Annotated in this window: 23 protein-coding genes; 16 read left to right on the forward strand and 7 right to left on the reverse strand. The window is 69.6% G+C overall.

The window, feature by feature from the left end:
• Positions 1-4: 4 nt before the first annotated feature.
• Positions 5-508, forward strand: coding sequence for a metallophosphoesterase family protein (locus tag ACFORO_RS30095; RefSeq protein WP_377868335.1), 504 nt, complete (start codon positions 5-7; stop codon positions 506-508).
• Positions 509-526: 18 nt separating this feature from the next.
• On the forward strand, positions 527-1,510 hold the full coding sequence (locus ACFORO_RS30100) for a PHP domain-containing protein (RefSeq protein ID WP_377868336.1): 984 nt from the start codon (positions 527-529) through the stop codon (positions 1,508-1,510).
• Here the strand turns inward: ACFORO_RS30100 and ACFORO_RS30105 are convergent.
• On the reverse strand, positions 1,476-2,060 hold the full coding sequence (locus ACFORO_RS30105) for a L,D-transpeptidase family protein (protein WP_377868337.1): 585 nt from the start codon (positions 2,058-2,060) through the stop codon (positions 1,476-1,478). The two genes, ACFORO_RS30100 and ACFORO_RS30105, sit on opposite strands and share 35 nt — an antisense overlap.
• A complete protein-coding gene (locus tag ACFORO_RS30110) occupies positions 2,024-2,881 on the reverse strand; it encodes a chitosanase (RefSeq protein WP_377868338.1) in 858 nt (285 codons plus the stop codon). The genes ACFORO_RS30105 and ACFORO_RS30110 overlap by 37 nt, the downstream gene beginning before the upstream one ends.
• Before the next feature lie 289 nt (positions 2,882-3,170).
• On the opposite strand from ACFORO_RS30110, the gene ACFORO_RS30115 reads away from it, so the two are divergent.
• From ACFORO_RS30115 to ACFORO_RS30130, 4 genes are all read left to right on the forward strand, one after another.
• Positions 3,171-3,488, forward strand: a complete 318-nt coding sequence (locus ACFORO_RS30115; RefSeq protein ID WP_377868339.1) for a hypothetical protein — start codon at positions 3,171-3,173, stop codon at positions 3,486-3,488.
• A 41-nt stretch (positions 3,489-3,529) separates the two neighbouring features.
• A complete protein-coding gene (locus tag ACFORO_RS30120) occupies positions 3,530-4,723 on the forward strand; it encodes a cation:proton antiporter (RefSeq protein WP_377868340.1) in 1,194 nt (397 codons plus the stop codon).
• Positions 4,724-4,799: 76 nt separating this feature from the next.
• A complete protein-coding gene (gene hrpA / locus ACFORO_RS30125; RefSeq protein ID WP_377868341.1) occupies positions 4,800-8,672 on the forward strand; it encodes an ATP-dependent RNA helicase HrpA in 3,873 nt (1,290 codons plus the stop codon).
• A 72-nt stretch (positions 8,673-8,744) separates the two neighbouring features.
• On the forward strand, positions 8,745-9,323 hold the full coding sequence (locus ACFORO_RS30130) for a hypothetical protein (RefSeq protein ID WP_377868342.1): 579 nt from the start codon (positions 8,745-8,747) through the stop codon (positions 9,321-9,323).
• A 161-nt stretch (positions 9,324-9,484) separates the two neighbouring features.
• On the opposite strand, the gene ACFORO_RS30135 is transcribed toward ACFORO_RS30130, so the two are convergent.
• Positions 9,485-11,179 carry a bifunctional 3'-5' exonuclease/DNA polymerase gene (locus tag ACFORO_RS30135; protein ID WP_377868343.1) on the reverse strand — a complete coding sequence of 565 codons (1,695 nt, stop codon included), beginning with the start codon at positions 11,177-11,179 and terminating at the stop codon, positions 9,485-9,487.
• A 537-nt stretch (positions 11,180-11,716) separates the two neighbouring features.
• On the opposite strand from ACFORO_RS30135, the gene ACFORO_RS30140 reads away from it, so the two are divergent.
• Positions 11,717-13,342, forward strand: coding sequence for an acyl-CoA synthetase (locus ACFORO_RS30140; RefSeq protein WP_354747706.1), 1,626 nt, complete (start codon positions 11,717-11,719; stop codon positions 13,340-13,342).
• Positions 13,343-13,348: 6 nt separating this feature from the next.
• On the opposite strand, the gene ACFORO_RS30145 is transcribed toward ACFORO_RS30140, so the two are convergent.
• Complete coding sequence (locus ACFORO_RS30145; protein ID WP_377868344.1) at positions 13,349-14,035, reverse strand: ATP-binding cassette domain-containing protein; 687 nt, start codon at positions 14,033-14,035, stop codon at positions 13,349-13,351.
• Positions 14,032-14,970 carry a hypothetical protein gene (locus ACFORO_RS30150; protein ID WP_377868345.1) on the reverse strand — a complete coding sequence of 313 codons (939 nt, stop codon included), beginning with the start codon at positions 14,968-14,970 and terminating at the stop codon, positions 14,032-14,034. Before ACFORO_RS30150 ends, ACFORO_RS30145 begins: the two co-directional genes overlap by 4 nt.
• A gap of 395 nt (positions 14,971-15,365) precedes the next feature.
• Here ACFORO_RS30150 and ACFORO_RS30155 point away from each other — a divergent pair, with 395 nt between their 5' ends.
• Genes ACFORO_RS30155 through ACFORO_RS30180 form a run of 6 tightly spaced genes read left to right on the forward strand, consistent with a single transcriptional unit; the run spans position 15,366 to position 19,136 of the window.
• Positions 15,366-15,662, forward strand: a complete 297-nt coding sequence (locus ACFORO_RS30155; protein ID WP_377868346.1) for a YciI family protein — start codon at positions 15,366-15,368, stop codon at positions 15,660-15,662.
• A 1-nt stretch (position 15,663) separates the two neighbouring features.
• Entirely contained in the window at positions 15,664-15,864 is a 201-nt protein-coding gene (locus tag ACFORO_RS30160; protein ID WP_354747698.1) for a hypothetical protein, read from the forward strand.
• Positions 15,865-15,908: 44 nt separating this feature from the next.
• Entirely contained in the window at positions 15,909-16,664 is a 756-nt protein-coding gene (locus ACFORO_RS30165) for an SDR family oxidoreductase (RefSeq protein ID WP_377868347.1), read from the forward strand.
• 14 nt (positions 16,665-16,678) lie between these two features.
• Positions 16,679-17,335: a histidine phosphatase family protein gene (locus ACFORO_RS30170; protein ID WP_377868348.1), complete on the forward strand. Its 657-nt coding sequence runs from the start codon at positions 16,679-16,681 to the stop codon at positions 17,333-17,335.
• A gap of 9 nt (positions 17,336-17,344) precedes the next feature.
• On the forward strand, positions 17,345-18,265 hold the full coding sequence (locus ACFORO_RS30175; RefSeq protein WP_377868349.1) for an SMP-30/gluconolactonase/LRE family protein: 921 nt from the start codon (positions 17,345-17,347) through the stop codon (positions 18,263-18,265).
• Between the two features lie 49 nt (positions 18,266-18,314).
• On the forward strand, positions 18,315-19,136 hold the full coding sequence (locus ACFORO_RS30180; protein WP_377868350.1) for a MerR family transcriptional regulator: 822 nt from the start codon (positions 18,315-18,317) through the stop codon (positions 19,134-19,136).
• A 63-nt stretch (positions 19,137-19,199) separates the two neighbouring features.
• On the opposite strand, the gene ACFORO_RS30185 is transcribed toward ACFORO_RS30180, so the two are convergent.
• Both ACFORO_RS30185 and ACFORO_RS30190 read right to left on the reverse strand, forming a co-directional pair.
• On the reverse strand, positions 19,200-20,027 hold the full coding sequence (locus ACFORO_RS30185; protein ID WP_354747688.1) for an enoyl-CoA hydratase family protein: 828 nt from the start codon (positions 20,025-20,027) through the stop codon (positions 19,200-19,202).
• Positions 20,024-20,728, reverse strand: coding sequence for an SDR family NAD(P)-dependent oxidoreductase (locus tag ACFORO_RS30190; protein ID WP_377868352.1), 705 nt, complete (start codon positions 20,726-20,728; stop codon positions 20,024-20,026). The genes ACFORO_RS30185 and ACFORO_RS30190 overlap by 4 nt, the downstream gene beginning before the upstream one ends.
• Positions 20,729-20,816: 88 nt before the next feature.
• On the opposite strand from ACFORO_RS30190, the gene ACFORO_RS30195 reads away from it, so the two are divergent.
• Genes ACFORO_RS30195 through ACFORO_RS30205 form a run of 3 tightly spaced genes read left to right on the forward strand, consistent with a single transcriptional unit; the run spans position 20,817 to position 23,586 of the window.
• Positions 20,817-21,590 carry a PaaX family transcriptional regulator gene (locus ACFORO_RS30195; RefSeq protein ID WP_377868391.1) on the forward strand — a complete coding sequence of 258 codons (774 nt, stop codon included), beginning with the start codon at positions 20,817-20,819 and terminating at the stop codon, positions 21,588-21,590.
• An 8-nt stretch (positions 21,591-21,598) separates the two neighbouring features.
• On the forward strand, positions 21,599-22,390 hold the full coding sequence (locus tag ACFORO_RS30200) for a tryptophan 2,3-dioxygenase (protein ID WP_354747684.1): 792 nt from the start codon (positions 21,599-21,601) through the stop codon (positions 22,388-22,390).
• The gene (locus tag ACFORO_RS30205) at positions 22,387-23,586 is read left to right on the forward strand and encodes a kynureninase (protein WP_377868353.1); all 1,200 of its coding nucleotides are present in this window, start codon (positions 22,387-22,389) and stop codon (positions 23,584-23,586) included. The genes ACFORO_RS30200 and ACFORO_RS30205 overlap by 4 nt, the downstream gene beginning before the upstream one ends.
• Positions 23,587-23,723: the final 137 nt, after the last annotated feature.

Here is a 23,723-nt window from a genome sequence, read left to right on the forward strand (position 1 = left end):
CGGCGTGCGGTTGCTGCTCCTCGCGGACACCCACCTGCCGAAGCGGGCGAAGGAACTGCCCGCACAGGTCTGGGACGAAGTCGCGAAGGCGGACGTCGTGGTGCACGCGGGCGACTGGGTCGACGTGGACACTCTCGACGCGCTTGAGGCCCGCAGCGCCCGGCTGATCGGCGTTTACGGCAACAACGACGGCCCTGAACTGCGGAAACGCCTGCCTGAGGTGGCTCGCGAGACGCTGGAAGGCGTCCGGCTGGCGGTCGTCCATGAGACTGGCGACGCGAAGGGCCGTCCCGCTCGGTGCGACGCGTTGTATCCGGACGTCGACGTGCTGATCTTCGGCCACAGCCACATCCCGTGGGACACGGTGACGCCCGGCGGGCTGCGGCTGCTCAACCCCGGTTCGCCCACCGACCGGCGGCGGCAGCCGTTCTGCACCTACCAAACCGCGGAAATCCGCGACGGCCGTCTCCGCGGCGTCGAGCGGCATGAGCTGCCTCGGCGCGGCTGAACGGGTAGAACGGGAGTCATGGACCCGGCCCGCGCCCTGCGCGACATCGCCTTCCAGCTCGAACGCGCCGGTGAACCGACTTACCGGGTGCGCGCGTTCCGTCAGGCCGCCGCGGTGGTCGACAAGCTCTCCGAAGACGAACTGGCGTCGCGCGTCGGTGCGAAGACGCTTCAGGCGTTGAAGGGGATCGGCAAAGCCACTGCGGGGGTCATCGAAGACGCGTGGCACGACCGTACGCCCGCGTACGCGGCGAAGCTGTCCGAAAAGAAGCTGCCGGACGGCGGTGCTCTGCGTACGGCGCTTCGCGGCGACTGTCACACGCATTCCGACTGGTCCGACGGTGGCAGCCCGATCCTCGAGATGGCCGAGACGGCGCGCGAGCTGGGGCATGAGTGGATCGTGCTCACTGATCATTCGCCGCGGCTGACCGTCGCGCGCGGCCTGTCCCCGGAGCGGCTGCGCGCGCAGATGGACGAGGTCGCGCGAGTGAACGAGCAGCTGGCCCCGTTCCGCCTGCTGCACGGCATCGAGGTCGACATCCTCGACGACGGTGCGCTCGACCAGACCGAGAAGCTCCTGGACCGGCTCGACTTCGTGGTGGCGAGTGTGCACTCGAAGCTCCGCATGCCCGCGCGGGAGATGACTCCGCGGATGCTGGCGGCCGTCGAGAACCCGCACGTCCGCGTGCTGGGCCACTGCACCGGACGGCTGGTCGGCGGACGCAGCAGGCCGGAGTCGCAGTTCAACTCGGAGAAGGTGTTCACCGCCTGCCGCGAGAACGGGGTGGCGGTGGAGATCAACTCGCGGCCGGACCGGCTCGATCCGCCGATGCGGTTGCTGCGCCAGGCCGTCGAGCTGGGCTGCGAGTTCGCGATCGACAGCGACGCGCACGCGCCCGGTCAGCTCGATTGGCAGGTCTACGGCTGCGAGCGGGCGGAAAACGCGGGCATCGGACCGGAACGGATCATCAACACGCGGACGGCTGATCAGTTATTGCGATGACGGGTTTCCGCGCGGGGTCGAGCCAGCGCAGCACTGCGATGAGATCGTTTTGCGCGAGAGCGACACAGCCGGCGGTCGGTCCGCCGGTGGTCACGTGCAGGAAAAACGCCGAACCGGCACCGGGCACGACCGGCGAGCGGTTGTAGTCGATCACCACCGCGTGCGCGTACGCCGGGCCCGCCGCACCGAGGTTCTCGCCCGCCGCTTCGTCGAATTGGCCTGGTGTGCCTCGGTAATGCGTGTTGTAGAGCGGAGAGTGCACATCGGACACCCACCAGTCCGAAGTGGTCACCTGCCGATAGGGGAGCCGGGTACCGGGGTTCGGCTCGATGCCGAAAGCCTCGGTGAGCGGCCAGATTCCGGCTGGGGTAAGGGAAAGTCCTTCGCGCGCGACGCCGATTCCTTGCGCGCCGACTTCCGCTGGGTACGGACCGAGTGCCCGTACCCAGCGGTCGCCGTCGTGGTCCCACGCGGACGCGCTGTGCGCGGTGACCGTGAGAACTTGCCGGGGATTCAGTTGATCTCGTATGGGTCGCCGTAGACCTGCCACTTTAGCGGCGTGTGCAGATCGAGGTTGCCGTCGTTGAGGAACACCAGCTGCTCGGTGTCGACGCGGGACGTGTCCGCGTGCGCCTCTTCCTTCTTCATGACCACCTTGCGCGCGTCGAGGAATGCCTTGAGGTAGGCGGTTTCGTCGCCGCCCTGGGCCGGTGGCTTCGCCTTCGACAGCGCGGCGTCGCGGATACCGCCGAAGCTGTCGGTGCTCGTGCCGGGGCCGTGCATCACGATCGCGTCGTAGTAGATGAACTGGCCGAGCGCGCCGAGACCGTCCGACTTGCCCTGGTTCACCGCCGGGTCGAAGTACACGCGGTCGCGCTCGCTGTTCTGCGCGGCCTGGAATTCCTGAGTGCCCGCGGCTTCCTTCCAAGCGCTCTCGAACGGCGCGCCGAGACCTTCGTGCGAATCGGAGCCGTTGACCTTTTCCAGCGCTGGCAAGAACTTCGCGAGCGGGTTGTCCGGCACGGACTTGGTGTAGGCCTGCACGAGTTCGAGCATGTCGCCGGTGCCGGAGCAGAACCCGATGATGCCCGCGGTGTAGCCGCGGCCGTCCTTGATGTCCTCGATGTACGAGTACTGCTTCTTCCAGTCGAGCGACGAGTTCTCCGCACTCGACACGAGCTGCATCGCGATCTCTTTTTTCTCGGGAGACGCGAGGTCGCCGCCGGATCCCAGCACGGATGAAGACACTGCTGAGGCGGCGAGCGGGGCGGGCACGGCGGCGGCCGAGAGAGCGGGGGTGCTGAACACGAGGGCGAGGGCCGAGGCAGCCGTGAGACCGGCGACCAGCGTGGGCCGCATCGTCTTGCGCATGAGGGGAATCCCTTTCCGCGGTACGTGGGCAAGGCGGCCGGACCGGCGAATGACCGGTTCCGGGTACTGCTGCGGCGTAGCGCCACGATAACCGAGCGTGAAGCCGCGAGGCAAGGGATGCGAAAACTTTTCACAGATGTGAACGCGGTCGATCCACTGTGGACGATGAAGATTGCCTGAAGGCGGCTGAAAATCCACTGGAACAGCGGGAGTCGTCGTTGGACTGTCCACTATGGACGTCAGCAGAAGCTCTCGGCGCACGTTAAAGACATGGTAAACTCGTCCCGAGATGACGACTGCTGCCGCCGCTTCCGCGCCGCGGCACCGGTCCATCCTCGTCGTGGCACTTGCCGCGCTGCTCCTGCTCGGCGTCGCCGTCCCCGGCCCGGGACCGGCCGGCCCGCGTCCGCACGACCCCGAACCGGCCCTGGTCCAGGAACAGGGCCCGCACCTCGTCGCGGCGCACCCGCTGCCGCTCGCCGACGCCCCGGGCGAGATCCGCCTTGCCCGGCCGGATCGGTGCACTGTCCCGTTTTCCGCCGCACCGCCGGCGGAACTGGACCGCGCGCCCGCGCCCGCCGCGGCGCGGGCCCCTCCCGAGTGCTGAGTACTCGTTCCCCACCTGTACCCGGCTCTCAAGAGGATTTCATGAGCAACGGTCATGCTTTGCTGGCCGTCGGCGGCGCGTTTCTCGCCGCCGGCGCCCTCGCCCGCGTCGGCGCCCGGATCGGGCTGCCCACGATTCCCCTGTTCATGCTGGCCGGTTTCGTCTTCGGCCCGCACACCCCCGGACTGTCCCTTGTGGACGATCCGGCCGAGTTCGGCGTGCTGGCCGGGCTCGGCCTCGTGTTCCTGCTCTTCTATCTCGGCTTGGAGTTCTCGCTCGACGACCTCGCCCGCGGCGGCGCCAGACTCGCCTGGGCGGGGCTGGCGTACCTCGTGCTGAACATCGGCGGCGGGCTCGCGTTCGGCTTCGCGCTCGGCTGGGGCACGCGCGAGGCGCTGGTGATCGCCGGCGCGATCGGCATCTCGTCCTCGGCCATCGTCACCAAACTGCTCCTGGAAACCCGGCGGATGAACAACCGGGAATCCCGCCTCATCATGGGCATCGTCGTGCTGGAAGACCTGTTCCTCGCGCTGTACCTGGCCCTGCTGCAGCCCGTGCTGAGCGGCGCCGACGGATTCGGCGCGGCGCTCGCCGACTTCGGCAAGGCGTTCGGCTTCCTGCTCGTCCTCGCCGCGCTGGCCCGCTGGGGCGGACGGCTGGTGTCGCGGCTCTTCGGCTCGGCGGATGACGAACTGCTCACCGTCTGCTTCGTCGGCGTCGCCGTGCTCGGTGCCGCGGCGGCCGAGGAGGTGGGCGTTTCCGACGCGATCGGCGCGTTCATGGTCGGCATGATGCTCGGCAATTCCCAGGTCGCGCCGCGGGTGCACAAGCTGGTGCTGCCGCTGCGGGACGCGTTCGGCGCGCTGTTCTTCTTCATCTTCGGGCTGTCGATCGACCCGGGCGCGGTCGGCACGGTCGTCCTCCCGGTGCTCGCCGCCGTCGTGCTGACGCTGGTGCTGAACCTCGCCGCCGGGGCGTTCGCCGCCCGGCTGCACGGCTTCGACCGGCAGGAAGGCGTGAACATCGGCCTGACCGTGCTGACCCGGGGCGAGTTCTCGCTGGTACTGGCGACGATGGCGACCGCGGCCGGGCTCGACTCGCGGGTGGCCCCGTTCGTCGCCGGATACGTGCTGCTCCTGGCCGTGATCGGACCGCTCGCCGTGCTCCGCTCGGACCGGCTGACCTGGCTGCTTCCGGCCAAGCTCGTGCAGCCGCGGCCGGCCCCGGTGCCGTGAACCGGCGAGGCGGGGCTGTCACTCGCGGCATATTCGGAAGCCACGACCGTCACGCACGGCTATCCTTGGCCCAAGTATGTCCACTCCATCCCCCTTCGCAGAGCTGCGCGCCCAGCTGCCCGAACTGATGCTGCGCGACGAGTACCGGCTCCGTCGTCGTCTCGACGGCGCGCGCCGGTCTCGTGGCAAGCAGGAGACGGCCGAGCGCATCGCTGCCGACGTCGAAACGGCGCTGCTGCGCGTGCAGCAGCGCCGCGAAAGCGTGCCGAAGATCGAGTACCCCGCCGAGCTGCCGGTCAGCAGGCTCAAGGACGAGATCGGCGACGCGATCCGCGATCACCAGGTGGTGATCGTCGCGGGGGAGACCGGGTCGGGCAAGACCACGCAGCTGCCGAAGATCTGCCTGGAGCTGGGCCGCGGCGTGCGCGGGCAGATCGGGCACACCCAGCCGCGCCGGCTCGCCGCGCGCACGGTCGCCGACCGGATCGCCAGCGAGCTGAAGACCGAACTGGGCGACACGGTCGGCTACAAGGTCCGGTTCACCGACCACTCCGGCCAGGACACCCTGGTCAAGCTGATGACCGACGGCATCCTGCTGGCCGAGATCCAGACCGACCGGATGCTGCGCCAGTACGACACGCTGATCATCGACGAGGCGCACGAGCGCAGCCTCAACATCGACTTCATCCTCGGCTATCTCAAGCAGCTGCTGCCGCGCCGTCCCGACCTGAAGGTCGTCATCACGTCGGCGACCATCGACCCGGAGCGGTTCTCGCGGCATTTCGACGACGCGCCGATCGTCGAGGTCTCCGGCCGGACCTACCCGGTCGAGGTGCGCTACCGCCCGCTCGTGGACCCGGACGAGCCCGAGGGCGACCCGGACCGCGACCAGACGCAGGCGATCGCCGAGGCGGTCCAGGAGCTGTCCGGCGAGGCGGCGGGCGACATCCTCGTGTTCCTCTCCGGCGAGCGCGAAATCCGCGACACCGCGGACGTGCTGAACCGGCTGGACCTGCGGAACACCGAGGTACTGCCGCTGTACGCGCGGCTGTCCGCGGCTGACCAGCACCGCGTGTTCCAGCGGCACACCGGACGGCGGATCGTGCTGGCCACGAACGTCGCCGAGACCTCGCTGACCGTGCCCGGGATCAAGTACGTGATCGATCCGGGCACCGCGCGCATCTCCCGCTACAGCCACCGCACGAAGGTGCAGCGGCTGCCGATCGAGGCGGTCTCGCAGGCGTCGGCGAACCAGCGCAAGGGTCGTTGCGGTCGTACCTCGGACGGTATCTGCATCCGGCTGTACTCGGAGGAAGACTTCGAATCGCGGCCGGAGTTCACCGATCCGGAGATCCTGCGGACGAACCTGGCGTCGGTCATCCTGCAGATGACGTCGCTCGGCCTCGGCGACATGAACGCGTTCCCGTTCGTCGAGCCGCCGGACCGCCGCCAGGTCACCGACGGCGTGCAGCTGCTGCAGGAACTCGGCGCGTTCGAGACCGGCGATTCCTCGAAGCTCACCGAGGTCGGCCGGAAGCTCGCGCTGCTGCCGGTCGACCCGCGGATGGGCCGGATGGTGCTGGAGGCCGCGCAGAACGGCTGCGTGCGCGAGGTGATGATCATCGCCGCCGCACTGTCCATTCAGGACCCGCGCGAGCGTCCGGCGGAGAAACAGCAGGCCGCCGACGCGCAGCACTCCCGGTTCGCGGACCCGACGTCGGACTTCCTCTCCTACCTGAAGCTGTGGGAGTACGTCAGCGAACAGCAGAAGACGTTGACCGGCAACCAGTTCCGCCGGATGTGCCGCACCGAATACCTGAACTACCTGCGGATCCGCGAGTGGCAGGACATCTTCGGCCAGCTGCGCCAGCTCGCCAAACCGCTCGGCATCACGCTCAGCACCACGCCCGCCGGACCGCAGCACGTGCACACGGCGCTGATTTCCGGGCTGCTTTCGCACATCGGGCTCAAGGACCCGGCCAAGGGCGACTATCTCGGCGCGCGCGGCGCCCGGTTCTCCGTTTTCCCCGGTTCGGCGCTGTTCAAGAAGCAGCCGCGCTGGGTCATGTCGGCCGAGCTGGTCGAGACGTCGCGGCTGTGGGGCCGGGTCAACGCGCGGATCGAGCCGGACTGGGTCGAACCGCTCGCGCAGCACGTGGTGAAGCGTTCGTATTCGGAGCCGCACTGGGAGCGCAAGCAGGGCGCGGTGATGGCGACCGAGAAGGTGACGCTGTACGGCGTTCCGCTCATCGCGGACCGGCGGGTGAACTACGGCCGCATCGACCCGGAGATCTCGCGCGCGATGTTCATCCGGCACGCGCTGGTCGAGGGCGACTGGCACACGAACCATCGATTCTTCTCGGAGAACCGCGCGCTGCTGGACGAGGTCGAAGACCTGGAGAACCGCGCCCGGCGGCGCGACATCCTGGTGGACGACCAGACGCTGTACGAGTTCTACGACGCGCGAGTGCCCGAGGACATCGTGTCCGTGCGGCACTTCGACAGCTGGTGGAAGAAGGCGCGGCGGAACGAGCCGGACCTGCTGTCGTTCGAGAAGTCCATGCTCATCAACGAGGTCGCGGGCGCGGTCCGCGAATCGGACTACCCGGACTCGTGGACGCAGGGCACGCACGTCTTCAAGCTGACCTACCAGTTCGAGCCCGGTGCGGACGCCGACGGCGTGACCGTGCACATCCCGCTGCCGGTGCTGAACCAGGTGACGCCGGACGGCTTCGACTGGCAGGTGCCTGGCCTGCGCGGCGAACTGGCGACGCAGCTGATCAAGTCGCTGCCGAAAACGTTGCGGCGCAACTTCGTCCCGGCTCCCGACACGGCCGCGGACGCGTTGACGCGAATGTCTCCTTCGGACGGTCCGCTTCTCGACATCCTCGGCGACGAACTGCACGCGATGCGCGGCATCGACGTCCCGCATTCGGCGTGGGACCTCTCGACGGTGCCGGATCACCTCCGGATCACCTTCCGGGTGGTGGACGAGCGCGGCAAGCGGGTGGCCGAGGGCAAGGACCTGGACGAGCTGAAGCGCCGTCTCGCGCCGCGCGTGCGGGAGACGATTTCCAAGGCTGCCAACAGTATTGAGAAGGCCGGCCTGGTGCAGCCGTCCTTCGGCGAGCTGCCGAAGGTGTTCGCCTCGACCCGGCGTGGCCACGATGTGAAGGCGTATCCGGCGCTGGTCGACGAGGGCGCGTCGGTGGCCGTGCGGCTGCTGGACACGCCCGCCGAACAGCAACACGCGATGTGGTCCGGCACGCGGCGAATGCTGCGGCTGAACCTGAACTCGCCGATGAAGTTCATTACGCGCTCGCTGTCGAACTCCTCGAAGCTGGTGCTGAACCGCAATCCGCATGGCAGTGTCGCGGGCCTCCTGGAGGATTGCGTCGACTGTGCTGTCGACGCGCTGATGGCCGCCGCGGGCGGCCCGGTCTGGGACGAGGCGGGTTTCGCCGCGCTGCTGGAAAAGGTGCGGGCGGGGCTGAACCCGAAGGTGCTGGAGGTTTTGACGGAGGTCGAGCGGATCCTGCGTGCGGCCATCGACGTCGAAACGCGCCTGTCCGACACCCGCGGCCCGGCCGAGTCGCTGGCGGACATCCGCCGTCAGCTGGACGGCTTGGTGCACCAGGGATTCGTGACGGAAACGGGCGCCGGACGGCTGTCGAACGTGGTCCGGTACCTGCGCGGCATCGAGCGGCGGTTGGAGAAGCTGCCGCTGGAGCAGACGCGGGACCTGCAGCGCATGGCCGACGTCGCGTGGATCACGAAGGAATACCAGGACGCGCTGGCTGCCTTGCCGCCCGGGACGTCTTCGCCCGCCCTGGCGGAGGTGCGGTGGATGATCGAGGAACTCCGGGTGAGCTTCTTCGCGCAGACATTGGGGACGGCGCATCCGGTGTCGCTGAAGCGGATTACGAAGGCGTTGGACGAGGCGCTGTAGAATCGCCCGATGGCAGGCGAGGGGGACGAGCCGAAGAAGCCCGACGACGATTCCGGCTTCAAGAAATGGTCGTTGATCATCGGCGTGGTGAGCGGCGTTCTGGCTATTCTGGTGGCTGTCAATACGCTGACCGGGTTCAATCCGTTAAAGGAATGGATTTCGCCGCCCACGAGCAAAAACACCCCGGTTTCCGGAGCCGCGGGCGATTCAGTCGCCGGGGCGGGCCGGGCGCAGGCGACGGACACGCTTGCTGGCACACCGCCGACAAGCCCAGTGCGCACAGTCGAAATCACGCCGAGCACCGCCCCGCGCAGCACCCTGGAAACTCCGGACAGTCCCAGCACCACCGTGCCCGCGGAACCGGCGTTCCAGGTGCGGTCCTCTCAATGGGACGGACCGTGTCAGGGCTCCGCGTGCACGATGAGCGCCATTTTCCGTAATGACGGCGGGCCGGGCACCGCGGTGGCGACGTTCTTCGTGCTGCTGCCCGACCGGTACACCTTTATCGCGAAATGTTCCGTCATTCTGGGCTACACGGAACAAAACGGCTTCACGAACGCCGGCTGCACGGCGGACAGCGCGCAGATCCTGACTTACTTTCGCGATCATCCCGGCGGAACTGTGCGAATGCAGGTCAAGATCGGCGACTGAGGACGGCCCGGCTGCCGTAGGCTCGCACGGGAGAAGCGCTCGAAATCCGTCCACGGTGACCCGGTGCGGTCCGGCGTTCAGCCGTACCGGTGAGGCGGAGCCCGCCGTGTGGTGTGCGGACATTCCTGGGGCGGCTGGGAAGGCCGCCGAGGCGAGCGCGCTCACTTCGCCTCCGCGTAAGTGTCCACCGGCTTCGCGTGCATCGGAAATCGCACCGGGCAGGCCTCGCCGAAGACCAGCCTCGCGGCCTCCTGGATCGCCGCCTCCACGATCGCCGCGACCTCGTCCGCCAGCTCCGCGGGCGCATGCACGATCACCTCGTCGTGCAGGAAGAACACCAAATGCGCCGGGTCGGGCAGCCGCCCGCGCAAGGTGGCCAACAAGACCGCGGTCAGGTCAGCCGCGCTGGCCTGCACCACGAAGTTCCGCGTGAACCGCCCCCAGCTCCGCGACGCCCGGCGCGCGCGAGTCTCCGTCGCCTCGTCCTCGGTGAGGCCACCGGTCAAGGCGCGCCAAGCCGCAGACGGGGCCGGGGAGGTGCGGCCCAGTCGAGACCGGACCCGCTCGCCTCGCTCACCCGCCGCGGCGGCGTGCTCCACATAGGACACCGCGTCCGGGAAACGCTGGCGCAGCAACGCAAGCAGCGGCCCAGCCTCGCCAGACGTGCCGCCGTACATCGCGGAGAGCATGGCGATCTTCGCGCGCGAACGGTCGTCTCGCGTGTCCCCGGGGCGGAGCGGGACGTAGCGCGTGCCGGAGAACAGGGCTTCTGCCAATCGGGCGTACAAATCGGTCGCCGCGGCGACTTCGGCCAGGCGGCGGTCGCCGGACAACGCGGTGAGGACGCGCGGCTCCAGCTGTGCGCCGTCGGCGACAACGAGTTTCCAGCCGGGGTCCGCGGACGCACAGGAACGCAGCGCGCGCGGGATCTGCAGCGCCCCGCCGCCCCGGGTGGCCCAGCGGCCGGACACCACGCCGCCGACGACGTAGTGCGGCCGGAATCGTCCGTCGGTGACCCATTCGTCCAGCCACGCCCAGCCGTTGGCCGAATGCAGCCGCGACAGTTCCTTGTACTCCAGCAAGGGCGCGACGGCGGGGTGGTCGATGTCCTGCAGCAGGTATTTCCGCGCTGCCGGGATTTCGATGCCTTCCCGGCCGAGCGCGCGTACGACGCTGGCCGACGAGTCGGGGTTCACCGGCCGTCCGCCCAGGGCCGCCGAGATCTTCGCGGCTAGCTCGACGAGGGCTTTCGGGCGTTGACCAGCGGGTACGCGCGGTCCTAGACGTTCTTCCAGCAGTTGCAGATGGCGGTCAGCGCGCCAGGGGAGCCCGGCGGCGGAGATTTCGGCGGCGGCCAGCGCGCTTGCCGACTCGGCCGCGAGCAGCAGCCGCATCCGGGCGGGGGCCTCGGTGGCGGCCACGCGTTTCTCCTGCTCAGCCAGGACTCGTCGGGCCGCGGCGACGACCGTGACGCCCGGCGGCAGGCCGGGGCCGCGCGGAGAGAACAGCGTGGGCTGGGCGTCCTCGCCGAAGGCCGGGCCGTCGTCGGGCGGTTCGTCCCCGTTCGCCCGGGCCCACGCTGCCCGCAGGCTGCGTGATTCGCCCTCCCGGCCCTCGTAGGCGAGCAGCAGTCCTTCGGCGAGCGACAGGTCGTAGCACCGGCCCAGCCGCACGCCAGCCTTGACCAGCGCGGGGTAGCTCTCCTCGGCCGAGGGCAGCACCCAGCGCGGGCTCTCGGCCGCTTCCAGCCGACGTACCTCGTCGACCCAGTCGGCGCGCGACAGCCCGCGGAGGGTCCCCGCGGGGCCCTCGATCGTGTAGCCGGACTCTTCCTCCCGGCCGGTGATCACCTGCACCGTCACATTGTGCGGACCAGCACCGACAATTTCCGCACACCCGGCGCCCGGCCTGGTTCTCTGCGGTCCGTGAAGGGCTCCTCGAGGGACTCGCAGCCCCATTTCAGCGACTTGAGGGCGGTGCTTCGGGTGCGGTTTGCCCAGGTCGGAGGATCCGGGCGGGGTCAGGCGTCCGTGAGGGGAACCCTGAGGGACTCAGAGTCCCTCAGGGTTCCCCTCACGGATCTCAACAAGCGGTCATACGGTCATAAATCACGCATTCCGGCGGCACTTCCATCCTTTGTGGACGGTCAGCGGGCCTGGGCCGCGCAGCTTAGTTCCCTGACATGGCCGCAGACGTCCGTGAAGGGATCCTTGAGGGAATCAGATTCCCGCAAGGAGCCCTTCACGGACAGCCGGTGACCGGTACCGGAGATTTCCTCCCCGGCCGGGCACTGGTGCGCGGCCGGGCCTTGCTTTACTGTCGAGTAACTCCCATACCGGCGGTACGGAGACCGTCGGCGTGGGCGCTCCCGCAGCAGCAATGGAGGTGCCCGGATGAGTGTGGCCGAGCTGGCCGGTCAGGTGGCCGGCAAGCTGACCGAGACCGTGCGCAGCGTCGAGGTGATGCGGCGCGCCGGGCTGGTGCCGTTTCCCCGCCTCGACGAGGGCCTGCGTTCCCTCGTCGCGATCCGCAAGTACGGCCCGTTCGCCGGCGCGAACCACATCGCGGCCCGGCGTGATTCGACGGCCGTCGGGATCGTCGACGATCTCGGCCCGCTCACCTTCAAGCAGCTCGACGACCAGTCCAACGCGCTCGCTCGCGCCTGGTCGCAGCGCGGCCTCGGCCCCGGTTCGGTGATCGCCGCGCTGTGCCGCGACCACCGCGGGCTCGTGCTCACGATGGCCGCCTCGGGCAAGCTCGGCGCTCGGTTGCTGCTGATGAACACCGGGTTCGCCAAGCCGCAGTTCGCCGACGTCGCCAACCGCGAGGGCGTCACCGCGCTCGTCTACGACCAGGAGTTCACCGGTCTGCTCGACGCGATCGACGGAGACGTCGACCGCTACCTGGCCTGGGTGGACCAGCCGGGCGGCCACGAGATCCCGGTGCTCGCCGAGATCATCGCCAGCACCGACGACCGCCCGGTGCCCGCGCCCGCCAAAGCCGGCGGGTTCGTGCTGCTCACCAGCGGCACCACCGGCACCCCCAAGGGCGCGCCGCGACCGCACACGTCCGCGCTGGCGTCGGCACAGTTCCTGGACCGAATCCCGCTGCGCTCCGGCGAAGCGACCTTCATGGGCGCGCCGCTGTTCCACGGCACCGGGCTGTCGCAGTTCATCCTCAGCTTCGCGCTCGGCTGCACGGTGGTGATGCGCCGGAAGTTCGACCCGGAGGCCACGCTGAAGGGCGTCGCCACGCATCGGTGCACCGCGCTCGTTCTGGTGCCGACGATGCTCCAGCGGATCGTCGACCTGCCGAAGGAAGTCCGCGATCGCTACGACACCTCGTGCCTGCGGATCATCTTCGTCGCCGGGTCCGCGCTGTCGCCGGATCTCGGCAACCGGGCGAACGAGGAATTCGGCGACGTCGTGCACAACCTGTACGGCTCCACGGAAGTCGCAGTGGCGACCGTCGCGACACCGGAGGACTGGAAGCGCGCGCCAGGCACCGTGGGACGCGCGCCGGTCGGCTGCCGCGTCGCGCTGTATGACGAGCGCGGCACCAAGATCACCGAGCCGCACGTGACCGGACGGGTGTTCGTCGGCAGCGGGCTCAGCTTCGGCGGCTACACCGACGGCCGCAACAAGGAGATCATCGACGGCCTGCTCTCCAGCGGCGACGTCGGCCACTTCGACGAGGACGGCCTGCTGTTCATCGACGGCCGCGACGACGAGATGATCGTCTCCGGCGGCGAGAACGTGTTCCCGATCGAGGTGGAAAACCTTTTGGTGGAGCGGGAAGACGTCCTCGAAGCCGCGGTGATCGGCGTCGAGGACCCGGATTTCGGCGAGCGGCTCAAGGCCTTTGTGGTGCGCACGGAAGGTTCGACGCTGGATGAGGACGGCGTGCGCGAGTACGTGAAGGCGAATCTGGCGCGCTACAAGGTGCCGCGGGATGTGGAGTTCTTGGAGGAGTTGCCGCGCAACGCGACCGGGAAGGTGTTGCGGACCAAGCTCAGTTGAGCACGGTCACTGAAAAAAGCCCTCCAGGTAAGGATTTGCGCGGGTTTGAATCTCGGCGAGCGACCCGGCGGCGACGGTGCGTCCGTCGCGCATGAACACCATCGCGTCGGCGTACCCGGTCTCGGCCAGCAGCGTGCCGTCGTGGGTAATGGCCAGCACGGCGGTGCCAGTATCGGCATAGGCGCGCAGGCTGGCCCACACTTCGTAGGCGGTGCCGCGGTCGAGCGAGGCGCTGGGTTCGTCCACCACAAGGAGATCCGGTTCGGACAGCAGGGCCGCCGCGAGCGCGGCCCGCTGGATTTGCCCGCTGGAATGCTGGTGCGGATAAAGATCCAGTGTCTCCGCGGGATAGACCGCTGCCTTGCAGGCGTCCTCGACGCTCCGGCCGCGATAGAGCTGCTGACGCTCGTCCAATTGCGAGCCGACGGTTCGCTCCGCGGCGAACGCCGTGACCCCGGACTGCGGCACGAACCCGACGCTGCCACGAACGCGCACCTCCCCAGTCCGGTGCGCAACCGAAGGAAGCGAGCCCGTCAGTGCCGCCGCGACCATCGATTTGCCGCATCCGGATTCGCCGAGCAGCGCAGTGAGCCCCGCCGGCACCACAAGACACACCGAATCCAGAACCGTCTCGCGCCACCGTCCCGTGTCGACCAGAACGGTCAGCTCCCGCAGCTCAGCCGCCGGACTCACGAACCCCAGCCGATGCCGAAGATCCCCGGTCCGAAGTCCAGCGCGATCGCGTGCACGCCGTTGCCGCTGTCGAGCCGCAGACGGCGCCGGGCGGGCGCTTCGTCGGTGGCGTTCGCGTATTGCCAGCAGCGGGCGGGCACCGCGGTCGGATCGAAGCGGATCTCCAGCAGGTACTCGCGGACCGGGCGGCGGAATTCCCGGTAGTGCGTGGCCCGGCACTGCGGATACGGCGGCCCGGAGTTGCGCAGGGTGTACTCGATGAGATGCGTCTCGCCGCGTTCCAGCGCGCGGTCGAAGAGCAATTCGGCCACCAGGATGCCGTGGTCGTCGTCCACTTCGGCGCGTCCGACGCGGCAGTTGCGCACCGGCTGCAAGTCGGGCACCGCGGTCGCGTCACCCTGCGCGTACACCAGGAGCCAGCGGTCCTGACCGTCCGCACCGGACTGGAAGACCGCGCGCGAGGTGACCGCGAGCTGGCCTCCGTCGGCCGCGATGTCGCAGCGGTCGTGCAGTCCGATGAGCTTCAGCTGGTGCTGCTGGTCCAGCGCGTCCGGCGCGCCGACGCGGTCCAGCAGCGGCTGCAGGATCTCGCGGGTGAAGGTGACCGGTTCCTCGCCCGCCCGGTCGCGCCTGCTCGCGCCGCGCGGACGGGGCGGCGGCAGCAGGCCGAGCAGCGCGCCGTCGGGGACGTCGAGGATTTCCTCCAGCACCCGCACCGCCGACAGCGATCCGGCGCGTTCCGGCTGGCGTTTGCCCGACTGCCAATAGCTGAGCGCCGTCACGCTCACCGTCGCGCCCCGGGCGCGCAGCCGTGCCTGGATCCGGTCCAGGGAAAGCCCGCTGGCTCCGATCGCGGCGCGCAGCGCGCTCGCGAAGGCGGTCCGGGCGCCTCCGTCGGCGTCCGGACCCGCGTGGCCTGCATGTCGCTGCGTCATTCCTTCTCGACCGCCCCCAGCGGTAACCGACTGTGCCGAGTCCGACACAGGCACGGTAGCAGCCGCCGGACCAGGTTGTACCGCCGTACCACTCCGACGAACGGGCTAGTACTGGCAACTGTGAACCATTGCCCTGACCTGCACGGTCGCGCTTCCATGGCCAGGACGGAACGCGCCGCCCCCGGCGCGTCCGGAGCCTCGGCCCCGGCAGCGCGGACCGCGCCCCGCGCCCGGCCGGCGGCCGCGCCCGGAACCGGTGGCCCGGCATGCCCCCAGAGGCCGGGCCACCGGTCATCCGCGCCGGATCCGCCGGACTTGCGCGAGCGGCCGAAGCGGCAGACCATGAGCCCGATCCCCGTCAGCGGGGCGGTTTCCCTCGATCGCAGGTGATCGGTATGGCGAAATTCCTTCTCCTTTACCGCGCCGACCAGTCGGCCGCGGAGCGGATGGCCCAGGCGACGCCGGAACAGCAGGCCGCCGGGATGCAGGCTTGGATGGCGTGGTTCGCGAAAGCGGGCGAAGCGGTGGTGGACGGCGGCGCGCCCACCGCGGGCGGGGACGGCACGATCGGCGGGTACTCGATCCTGCAGGCCGATTCGGCGGACGCGGTGCGGAGTCTTCTCGAGGGGCACCCGCACACCGAGATCGGCACGATCGACGTGCTGGAAATCCTTCCCCCGCCGGGGGCGTGAAATGGCCGAGCCGGAGTTCGACGGCAAGTGCGCGTTCGCACTGAGCCTGGGGCCGGCGGACAAAGCGCCCGCGGGCAAAGCGCAGCACGCGCTGGAGGTCGACGGCAAGACGTACTACTTCGCCGGGGCGGTGCCGAAGCTGCTCTTCCGGCTGATTCCCGGCAGCCGGGAGCGGGCCGAGCGGAGGTGGGCGGCAGCGTGAGCCGCGGGAGCGTCTGATTGGTTACCAGCGGGTAGGCTCCGGGCATGGTCCTGCGGCAGAACATCCTGATCACCGGAGCCAGCTCCGGTCTCGGCGAGGGAATGGCCCGGCAGTTCGCCGCTCGCGGCCGCAATCTCGCGCTGTGCGCCCGGCGCACCGAACGGCTCGACGACCTGGCCGCCGAGCTGCGCGCCGCGTACCCGGGCATCACCGTCGCGACGCGCGCGCTCGACGTCACCGACCACGCGCGCGTCTTCGACGTGTTCGAGGAGTTCCGGACGGAGCTCGGCAGGCTCGACCGCGTGATCGTCAACGCCGGGCTCGGCAAGGGGCAGCCGGTCGGCGCAGGCCGGTTCGACGCCAACCTGCAGACCCTCGAAACCAACCTCGTCGGCGCGGTGGCCCAGATCGAGGCGGCGGCGGGGATCTTCCGCGAGCAGCGCGACGGGCACCTCGCGGTGATCTCGTCGTTCATGGCGCTGCGCGGTTTTCCCCGGAACCTCACCGCGTACTCCGCGTCGAAGGCCGGGATCTCCGCGTTCACCGACGGCGCGCGGCTGGAACTGAGCAGCCACGGCATCACGGTCACCGACGTTCGGCCCGGCTACATCAGCTCCGAGATGACCGCGCGCTCGACCAAGCCCAACCCGCTGATGGTGTCGGCCGAAGCCGGAGCGCACGCGCTGGTCAAGGCGATCGAAGCGGAGCCGAAGCGCGCGTACGTGCCTTCGTGGCCCTGGGTACCGCTGAGTCTCGCGGTACGCTTCGCTCCGGGCCGGTTGCTTCGGATGTTTTCCTGACGGGACGGGCATAAATGGGTGCGATCTACCTGATCCGGCACGGGCAGGCGTCGTTCGGCGCGGCGGATTACGACGCGTTGTCGCCGCTGGGTTTCGAACAGTCCACAGTAGTCGGCGCGGAGCTGAAACGGCGCGGGGTCGAGTTCGCGCAGGTGCGCTCGGGAACGCTGGCCCGCCAGCGGGACACCGCGGCGACGGCGTTGAAGGTCCTCGGCTGCGACGTGCCGGTGATCGAGGACGAACGCTGGAACGAATACGACCACGTCGACATCGCGGCGCACCACGCGGGCGGTGCGCCGCAACAGGATTCGCGCGAGTACCAGCGGTTGCTGGACGCCGCGCTGACCGCGTGGGTCGACTCCGGCGACACCGGTCCGTGCGCGGAAAGCTGGCCCGCCTTCCTCGGCCGCTCCACGGCGGCGCTGGCGGAACTGGCCGGTTCGCTGGGCAAGGGCGAAAACGGGCTCGTGTTCACCTCCGGCGGGGTGCTGGGCGCGGTCGCCGGATCGTTGCTGGGCACGCCGGGGCCCGGGCTGCTGAAGCTGAACCGCGTCACCGTGAACACCGGAATCACGAAGCTGACGTCCGGCCGCGGCGGCGTGAACCTGTTGTCCTTCAACGAGCATCCGCATCTCGAAGGCGAGAACGCGCGGCTGCTCAGCTACCGGTAGGAGGCCGGCGTGCGGTTCGGTGAGGTCACGGTCGTCCCGGTGAACGGGCACGGTCCGGAAGACGTGGTCGTGGACGCCGAGGGCCGGGTCTACACCGGCGTCGACGACGGCCGGATCCTGCGGCTTTCCCCGGACGGGCGGCGGATCGACCTGATCGGCGACACCGGCGGCCGCCCGCTCGGGCTGGAACTGTACGGCGATGACGAACTGCTGATCTGCGACGCCCGCGCCGGGTTGCTGACCATGCCGCTGGCCGGCGGCGAGACCACGACCCTCGCGACATCCGGTGCCGGGCTGGATTTCGTGTTCTGCAACAACGCCGCGGTCGCCGCCGACGGCACGGTCTACTTCACGGACTCCTCGCGTCGCTTCGGCATCGACAACTGGCGTGACGACCTCATCGAACAGACTGCGGGCGGACGGCTGCTGCGCCGAGCGCCGGACGGTCACATCGACCTGCTCGCCGACGGTCTCCAGTTCGCGAACGGCGTCGCTCTCCCGCCGGACGAGTCCTTTGTGGCGGTTGCCGAAACCGGCGCGTGCCGGGTGAGCCGGGTCTGGCTGACCGGTCCGCGCGCGGGCGACCAGGACGTCCTGATCGACGATCTGCCCGGCTTCCCGGACAACATCGCGACCGGTTCGGACGGCCTGATCTGGATCACCGAGGCCAGCCCGCGCGTCCGCGCCCTCGACGTCGTGCGCCGTCTGCCCCGCGCGGTCCGGACGGCGGTGCGCGCTCTGCCGGACGCGGTGCAGCCCGCGCCGAAACGCCGGGTGGGCGCGGTCGCCGTCGCCCCGGACGGTTCGGTGGTGCGGGAACTGCGCGGCGAGATCCCGGGATTCCACCTGCTGGTGGGCATCCGCGAGTACCACGGGCGCCTGTGGTTCGGCTCCCTGGAGGAGAACGCGCTCGCCTACACCGACCTCTGATCAGCTTCTTGACTCTCACACCGTGTCAGGCGGTCAACTCTAAGACGTCATGTTCACTATCGGAGATTTCGCCCGGCACGGCCGCGTCTCGGTCCGCATGCTGCGGCACTACGACGCGACCGGACTGCTGCGCCCGGCCCACGTCGACCCCGCCACCGGTTACCGGTACTACGCCGCCGCCCAGCTGGCGCGCCTCAACCGCGTCATCGCGCTCAAGGATCTCGGCTTCACTCTCCAGCAGGTCCAGGAGATCCTCGACGAGAAGGTCACCGCTGAGCAGCTGGGCGCCATGCTGCGGTTGCGGCGGGCTGACCTGGAGGCGGCGATGGCGGCCGCGGCGGCCCGGCTGGTCCGGGTCGAGGCGAGGCTCCGCGCGATCGAAAGCGAGGGGCACATGCCCGAGAACGACGTCGTCATCAAGAGCGTCCCCGCCGTGCGGGTGGCGGAGCTGACCGCGATCGCCGCGAGTTTCGAGCCCGAGGACATCGGCCCGGTCATCGGACCGCTCTACGCCGAGCTTTTCCGGCGGCTGGAGGCGGCGGGCATCGGGTGCACCGGACCCGGAGTGGCCTATTACGAGGACGTCCCGGAGGCCGACGGCAAGGTCGTCGTCCACGCCGCCGTCGAGGTTTCCGCCCCGCCGCGGGACGGCGACGTCCGGGTCCACGACCTGCCGCCGCTGGACCACGCGGCGGCCGTCGTGCACCGCGGCTCGATGGAGACGATCGATCCGGCGGCTCAGGCCCTGGCCCGCTGGATCGACGCCAACGGCTACCAGTCGACCGGCTACCCCCGAGAGGTCAACCTGGAGTGCCCGGAAAACCGCGACGACTGGGTGACGGAACTCCAGGTCTCGGTGACCCGGGCCTGACCAGCGGTCCGTGAAGGGCTCCTTGGGGGAATGAGATTCCCTCAAGGAGCCCTTCACGGACAATCAGCGGCCGGTCCACTGTGGACTGCGACCGGCGGTCCAGGCGGCGTAGAACTCCTTGTGGTCCTTGGCCGTCATCAACAGCGCCTGCGTGATGGCTTCCAGCTCGATCGAGCTGCCGAGGTCGCTGTCGAGTTCGCGGGTCAGCAGCACCTTCGTGGTGGAGTACGCCAGCGCCGGGCCGTCCGCGAGCCGTCGGGCCAGCGCGGTGGCCTCGTCGGCCAGTTCGGCGTCCGGCACCACGCGGTTCGCCAGCCCGATCGCTTCGGCGCGCGCGGCGGGGAGTTTGTCACCCAGCATCAGCAATTCCGTCGCCCGGCCGAGGCCGACCAGGCGCGGCAGCAGATACGCCGAACCCATGTCCGCGCCCGCCAGGCCGACCTTCGTGAACAGGAACGCGAACTTCGCCGATTCGGCCAGCAGCCTGAAGTCGCTCGCCAGTGCGAGGACCGAACCGGCGCCGGCCGCGACGCCGTTGATCGCCGCGATGATCGGGATCGGCGTTTCGCGCATGGCTTTCACCACCGCGCCGGTCATCCGGGTGAATTCGAGCAGTTCCGCGGTGTCCATTTTCTGCAGCTCGCCGATGATTTCCTCGACGTCGCCGCCCGAGCAGAATCCGCGGCCCTTTCCGGTGAGCACGAGCACCCGCACGTCGCCGCGGTGCGGCAATTCGGCGACCAGGTCGCGCAGGTCGGCGTAGACGTCGAAGGTGAGCGCGTTGAGCTTTTCCGGACGGTCGAAGGTCACCGTCGCGACCCCGTCGTCCACGGTGAACTCGAAGTGCTCCCACGATTTCGTGAGCGGGACACTGGCGCGGAACGGGCTCATTTCTGGATTCCTCCACCGTCGAGTACGAGGGTCTGTCCGTTGATCGCGGCCGCCTCCGGGGCGGCGAAAAACTCCACGGCGTACGCGATTTCGCCGGGTTCGAGCAGCCGTCCGAGCGGGGAGGCGGCGGCGAGCGCGGCTTCCGCGTCCGCCTCGCCGCGGCCGGTGCGCTCGCGGATCCGGGCCACCGACGTCGCGGTCATATCGGTGCGGACGAACGACGGGCACACTGCGTTCGACGTGACGCCGGTGCCCGCCACTTCCGCCGCCACAGCCCGCATCAACCCGACCGCCGCGTGCTTCGACGCGGTGTAGCCCGAGGTGTAGCGCGCGCCAGCCAGTCCCGCAGTCGACGCGACCGTGACGATCCGTCCGAAGTCGCGTTCGCGCATCCCCGGCAACACCTCACGGGTGCACAGGAACGCGCCGGTCGCGTTCACCTCGAACTGGCCGCGCCAATCGTCGAGCCCGGTCTTCGCCAGCGGCGCGCTCGACGACACCCCAGCGTTGTTGACCAGCACGTCGACCGGTCCGAGCTGGGCGAAGTACGCGCGGACGGCGGCCTCGTCGGTGACGTCGCAGTCGGCGCGGCCGGGGGAGTGCACCGTCGCGCCGGCGTTGCGGAACCGTTCGGCGACGGCCGCGCCGATGCCGCGCGTGCCGCCGGTGACCACGACAACTCGGTCCGAAAAACTGCTCACTCCCGAAAGCTACACTGCAGCGGGCTGAGGTGTATAGAGTTGCCTCGTGCCCGACACCGAACCCGCCCGCACGCCCCAGGAGCTCGTGATGACGCTGCTGGGCAGCTACGTGCGCCCGCGCGAAAGCAGGCGCGTGTGGTCCGGCGGTCTCGTCGCGCTGCTGCACGAGCTGGGGTTCTCCGACGGCGCGGCGCGGATCGCGCTGACCCGGCTGGTGCGCCGCGGCCTGCTGTCCCGGCACCGCGAGGGCAGGCTGGTGCACTACTCGCTGACCTCGCGCACGGTCGCCCTGCTCGACGACGGCGACCGGCGGATCTTCGGCCTCGGCCGCCGCGACGAACCGGCCGGGACCTGGACCGTGCTGTGGCAGAACATCCCGGAAACCCGGCGCAAATCCCGCGAACGGCTGGTGCGGCGGCTGCGCTTCCTCGGGTTCGGCCCGGTCCAGGACGGCACCTGGCTCGCCCCGCACGACCGCGAGGCCGAGGTGCTCGCGGTGCTCACCGAACTCGAGGTCGCCGAGCACGCCGGGCTGATGCTCGGCACCCCGTCCGCCGCGCTGGACGTGCGCCGCCTGGCCGGACGGGCCTGGGACCTCGACGGACTGTCCGCCCGTTACGCCGCGTTCGTCGCCGAATTCGGCGATTGCCCCGGCGATCTCAGCGACGCGCAGGCGTTCGCCGTCCGCACCCGCCTGGTGCACACCTATCGCGAATTTCCTTCACTGGACCCGGAACTGCCGTCCGAACTGATCCCGGCGCCGGAAACCCGGGACGCCGCGGTCAAGCTGTTCCACGACCTGTATTCGGCGCTCGCGCCATCCGCGCAGCGCCACTTCGACCGAACCCTGTCCACGAGATGAGGAACCCGATGACCGGAACAGCCGACACCCAAGCCGCGCTCAGTTACACGTCCTACCTGGCGCTCGACGAGGTGCTCGCCGCACAGCGCCCGCGCTCGGACGAACACGACGAACTGCTGTTCATCGTGATCCACCAGGTCTACGAACTGTGGTTCAAGCAGATCCTGCACGAGGCCGCGTTCCTGCAGGAGAACCTCGAAGCGGGCAACACCGCGCATTCGATCCGCACGCTGCGCCGCATCCTGACCGTGCTGAAGGTGGTGGTCGCGCAGATCGACGTGCTGGAGACGATGACGCCGAGCCAGTTCACCAGCTTCCGCGCCCGCCTCGACGCGTCGAGCGGCTTCCAGTCCGGTCAGTTCCGCGAGCTGGAGGCGGTGCTCGGCCGCCGCGACGAGCGCGTGTTCGCGCACTACCCGGACGGCGGCGAGCAGCGCACCCGGATCGCCGACGCGATGCGCCGTCCCTCGGTCTTCGACTCGTTTCTGACGTATCTGTCCGGAAAGGGCTACCCGGTGGCCACCGACCGCGACGTGACCCGTCCGCTGGAGGCGTCGCCGGAGCTGCAGGAGGTGCTGCTGAAGGTGTACCAGGACGACGGCGGCCCGTCGGTGCTCGCCGAGGCGCTGGTCGACCTCGACGAGGGCCTGCAGGAATGGCGCTACCGGCACGTGAAGATGGTCGAACGCACGATCGGCGACAAGACCGGCACCGGCGGTTCGTCCGGCGCGACCTACCTGCGCACCACGCTGTTCACCCCGATGTTCCCGGACCTGTGGGCCGTCCGGAGCCGGTTGTGACCACAGTGGAATCCTTACGCGCCAAGGAAAACGCGCTCGCCCCGCACTACTCGCGGTTCCGCGTCGCCGACCGGCTGCTGCTGTCCGCGCATTCGCACCAGGCCTGGCCGGACGTCGCCGAAGAGGGCCTGCGCGAAGCGTTCGCCGACGCCGCGGAGGAGGTGGACGAGAAGTGGGGCCGGGCGTTCGCGAAGGCCGACGAGCTGCGGAACGGGTTCCGGCAGTGGCTGTCCGATCCGCACGGCGACTACGCGCTCGGCCAGAACACGCACGAGCTCGTGCTGCGGTTCCTGTCCGCGATCGAGCTGCGGAAGCGGCCGCGATTGGTGACCACGGACGGAGAATTCCACACTCTGCGCCGCCAGCTCACGCGGTTGGCCGAGGAGGGCGTCGAGGTGGTCCGCGTGCCCGCCGCGCCCGTGGCCACTTTGGCCGAACGGCTCGCCGACCAGGTCGACGACCGCACCGCCGCGGTCCTCACGTCGGCAGTGCTGTTCGAGACGTCCTGGATCGTGCCGGGCCTCGCACACCTGGCGGAAACCTGCCGGAGCCGCTCGGTCGAGCTGGTCGTCGACGCCTACCACGCGGTCGGCGCGGTCCCGTTCCCGCTGCACGACCTCGGCCTCACCAACGCGTGGGTCCTCGGCGGCGGCTACAAGTACCTGCAACTCGGCGAGGGCAACTGCTTCCTGCGCCTGCCCGCGCACGCGCAAGAACTGCGCCCGGTGATTACCGGCTGGTACGCGGAATTCGGTGCCCTAGCCGACGAACGCCGGCCAGACGAAGTCGCGTACGCACCAGGAGGCGACCGGTTCGCCGGAGCCACCTACGACCCGTCGAGCCACTACCGCGGCGTGCGGGTGCAGCGGTTCTTCGCCGAGGAAGGACTCACCGCCGAGTTCCTGCGCGAGGTGTCGCAGCACCAGGTCGGCCTGCTCGCCCGCTGCTTCGACGACCTCGGCCTCCCCGACGACGTCGTCACCCGCGATCGGGACACCCCGCTCGACGCCATCGGCGGCTTCCTCTCGCTGCGCAGTCCTGTTGCCGGGCAACTGTGCGAACGCCTGGCCGCGCGCGGCGTGCGCACCGACAGCCGGGGCCATTACCTCAGGTTCGGCCCCGCGCCATACCTGTCGGATGAACAGCTCGAGACCGCGATTTCCACCCTTCGGGAAGCTGTCGCGGATCTGGGGTGAAGCTCCCGGGATGCGGGTGGTGGCCCGGAGAACGGCGAAGTAGGTTGACGGTGTGCACCAGTGAGCGGGCAACCCCCGTTCCCCGGTGCGCACCGTTCACACATTTGCGCGGCCACGAGCCGCGTGGGAGACAAAGG

The sequence above is a fragment of the Amycolatopsis halotolerans genome, assembly GCF_042647905.1.
GTDB lineage: Bacteria > Actinomycetota > Actinomycetes > Mycobacteriales > Pseudonocardiaceae > Amycolatopsis > Amycolatopsis halotolerans.

Bases quoted from the DNA above. Each gene is read 5' to 3' on its own strand.
- ACFORO_RS30100 (WP_377868336.1), top strand. From the start codon at position 527: ATGGACCCGGCCCGCGCCCTGCGCGACATCGCCTTCCAGCTCGAACGC.
- ACFORO_RS30110 (WP_377868338.1), bottom strand. From the start codon at position 2,881: ATGCGCAAGACGATGCGGCCCACGCTGGTCGCCGGTCTCACGGCTGCC.
- ACFORO_RS30115 (WP_377868339.1), top strand. From the start codon at position 3,171: ATGACGACTGCTGCCGCCGCTTCCGCGCCGCGGCACCGGTCCATCCTC.
- ACFORO_RS30120 (WP_377868340.1), top strand. From the start codon at position 3,530: ATGAGCAACGGTCATGCTTTGCTGGCCGTCGGCGGCGCGTTTCTCGCC.
- hrpA (WP_377868341.1), top strand. From the start codon at position 4,800: ATGTCCACTCCATCCCCCTTCGCAGAGCTGCGCGCCCAGCTGCCCGAA.
- ACFORO_RS30140 (WP_354747706.1), top strand. From the start codon at position 11,717: ATGAGTGTGGCCGAGCTGGCCGGTCAGGTGGCCGGCAAGCTGACCGAG.
- ACFORO_RS30150 (WP_377868345.1), bottom strand. From the start codon at position 14,970: ATGACGCAGCGACATGCAGGCCACGCGGGTCCGGACGCCGACGGAGGC.
- ACFORO_RS30155 (WP_377868346.1), top strand. From the start codon at position 15,366: ATGGCGAAATTCCTTCTCCTTTACCGCGCCGACCAGTCGGCCGCGGAG.
- ACFORO_RS30160 (WP_354747698.1), top strand. From the start codon at position 15,664: ATGGCCGAGCCGGAGTTCGACGGCAAGTGCGCGTTCGCACTGAGCCTG.
- ACFORO_RS30165 (WP_377868347.1), top strand. From the start codon at position 15,909: ATGGTCCTGCGGCAGAACATCCTGATCACCGGAGCCAGCTCCGGTCTC.
- ACFORO_RS30170 (WP_377868348.1), top strand. From the start codon at position 16,679: ATGGGTGCGATCTACCTGATCCGGCACGGGCAGGCGTCGTTCGGCGCG.
- ACFORO_RS30180 (WP_377868350.1), top strand. From the start codon at position 18,315: ATGTTCACTATCGGAGATTTCGCCCGGCACGGCCGCGTCTCGGTCCGC.
- ACFORO_RS30185 (WP_354747688.1), bottom strand. From the start codon at position 20,027: ATGAGCCCGTTCCGCGCCAGTGTCCCGCTCACGAAATCGTGGGAGCAC.
- ACFORO_RS30195 (WP_377868391.1), top strand. From the start codon at position 20,817: ATGACGCTGCTGGGCAGCTACGTGCGCCCGCGCGAAAGCAGGCGCGTG.
- ACFORO_RS30200 (WP_354747684.1), top strand. From the start codon at position 21,599: ATGACCGGAACAGCCGACACCCAAGCCGCGCTCAGTTACACGTCCTAC.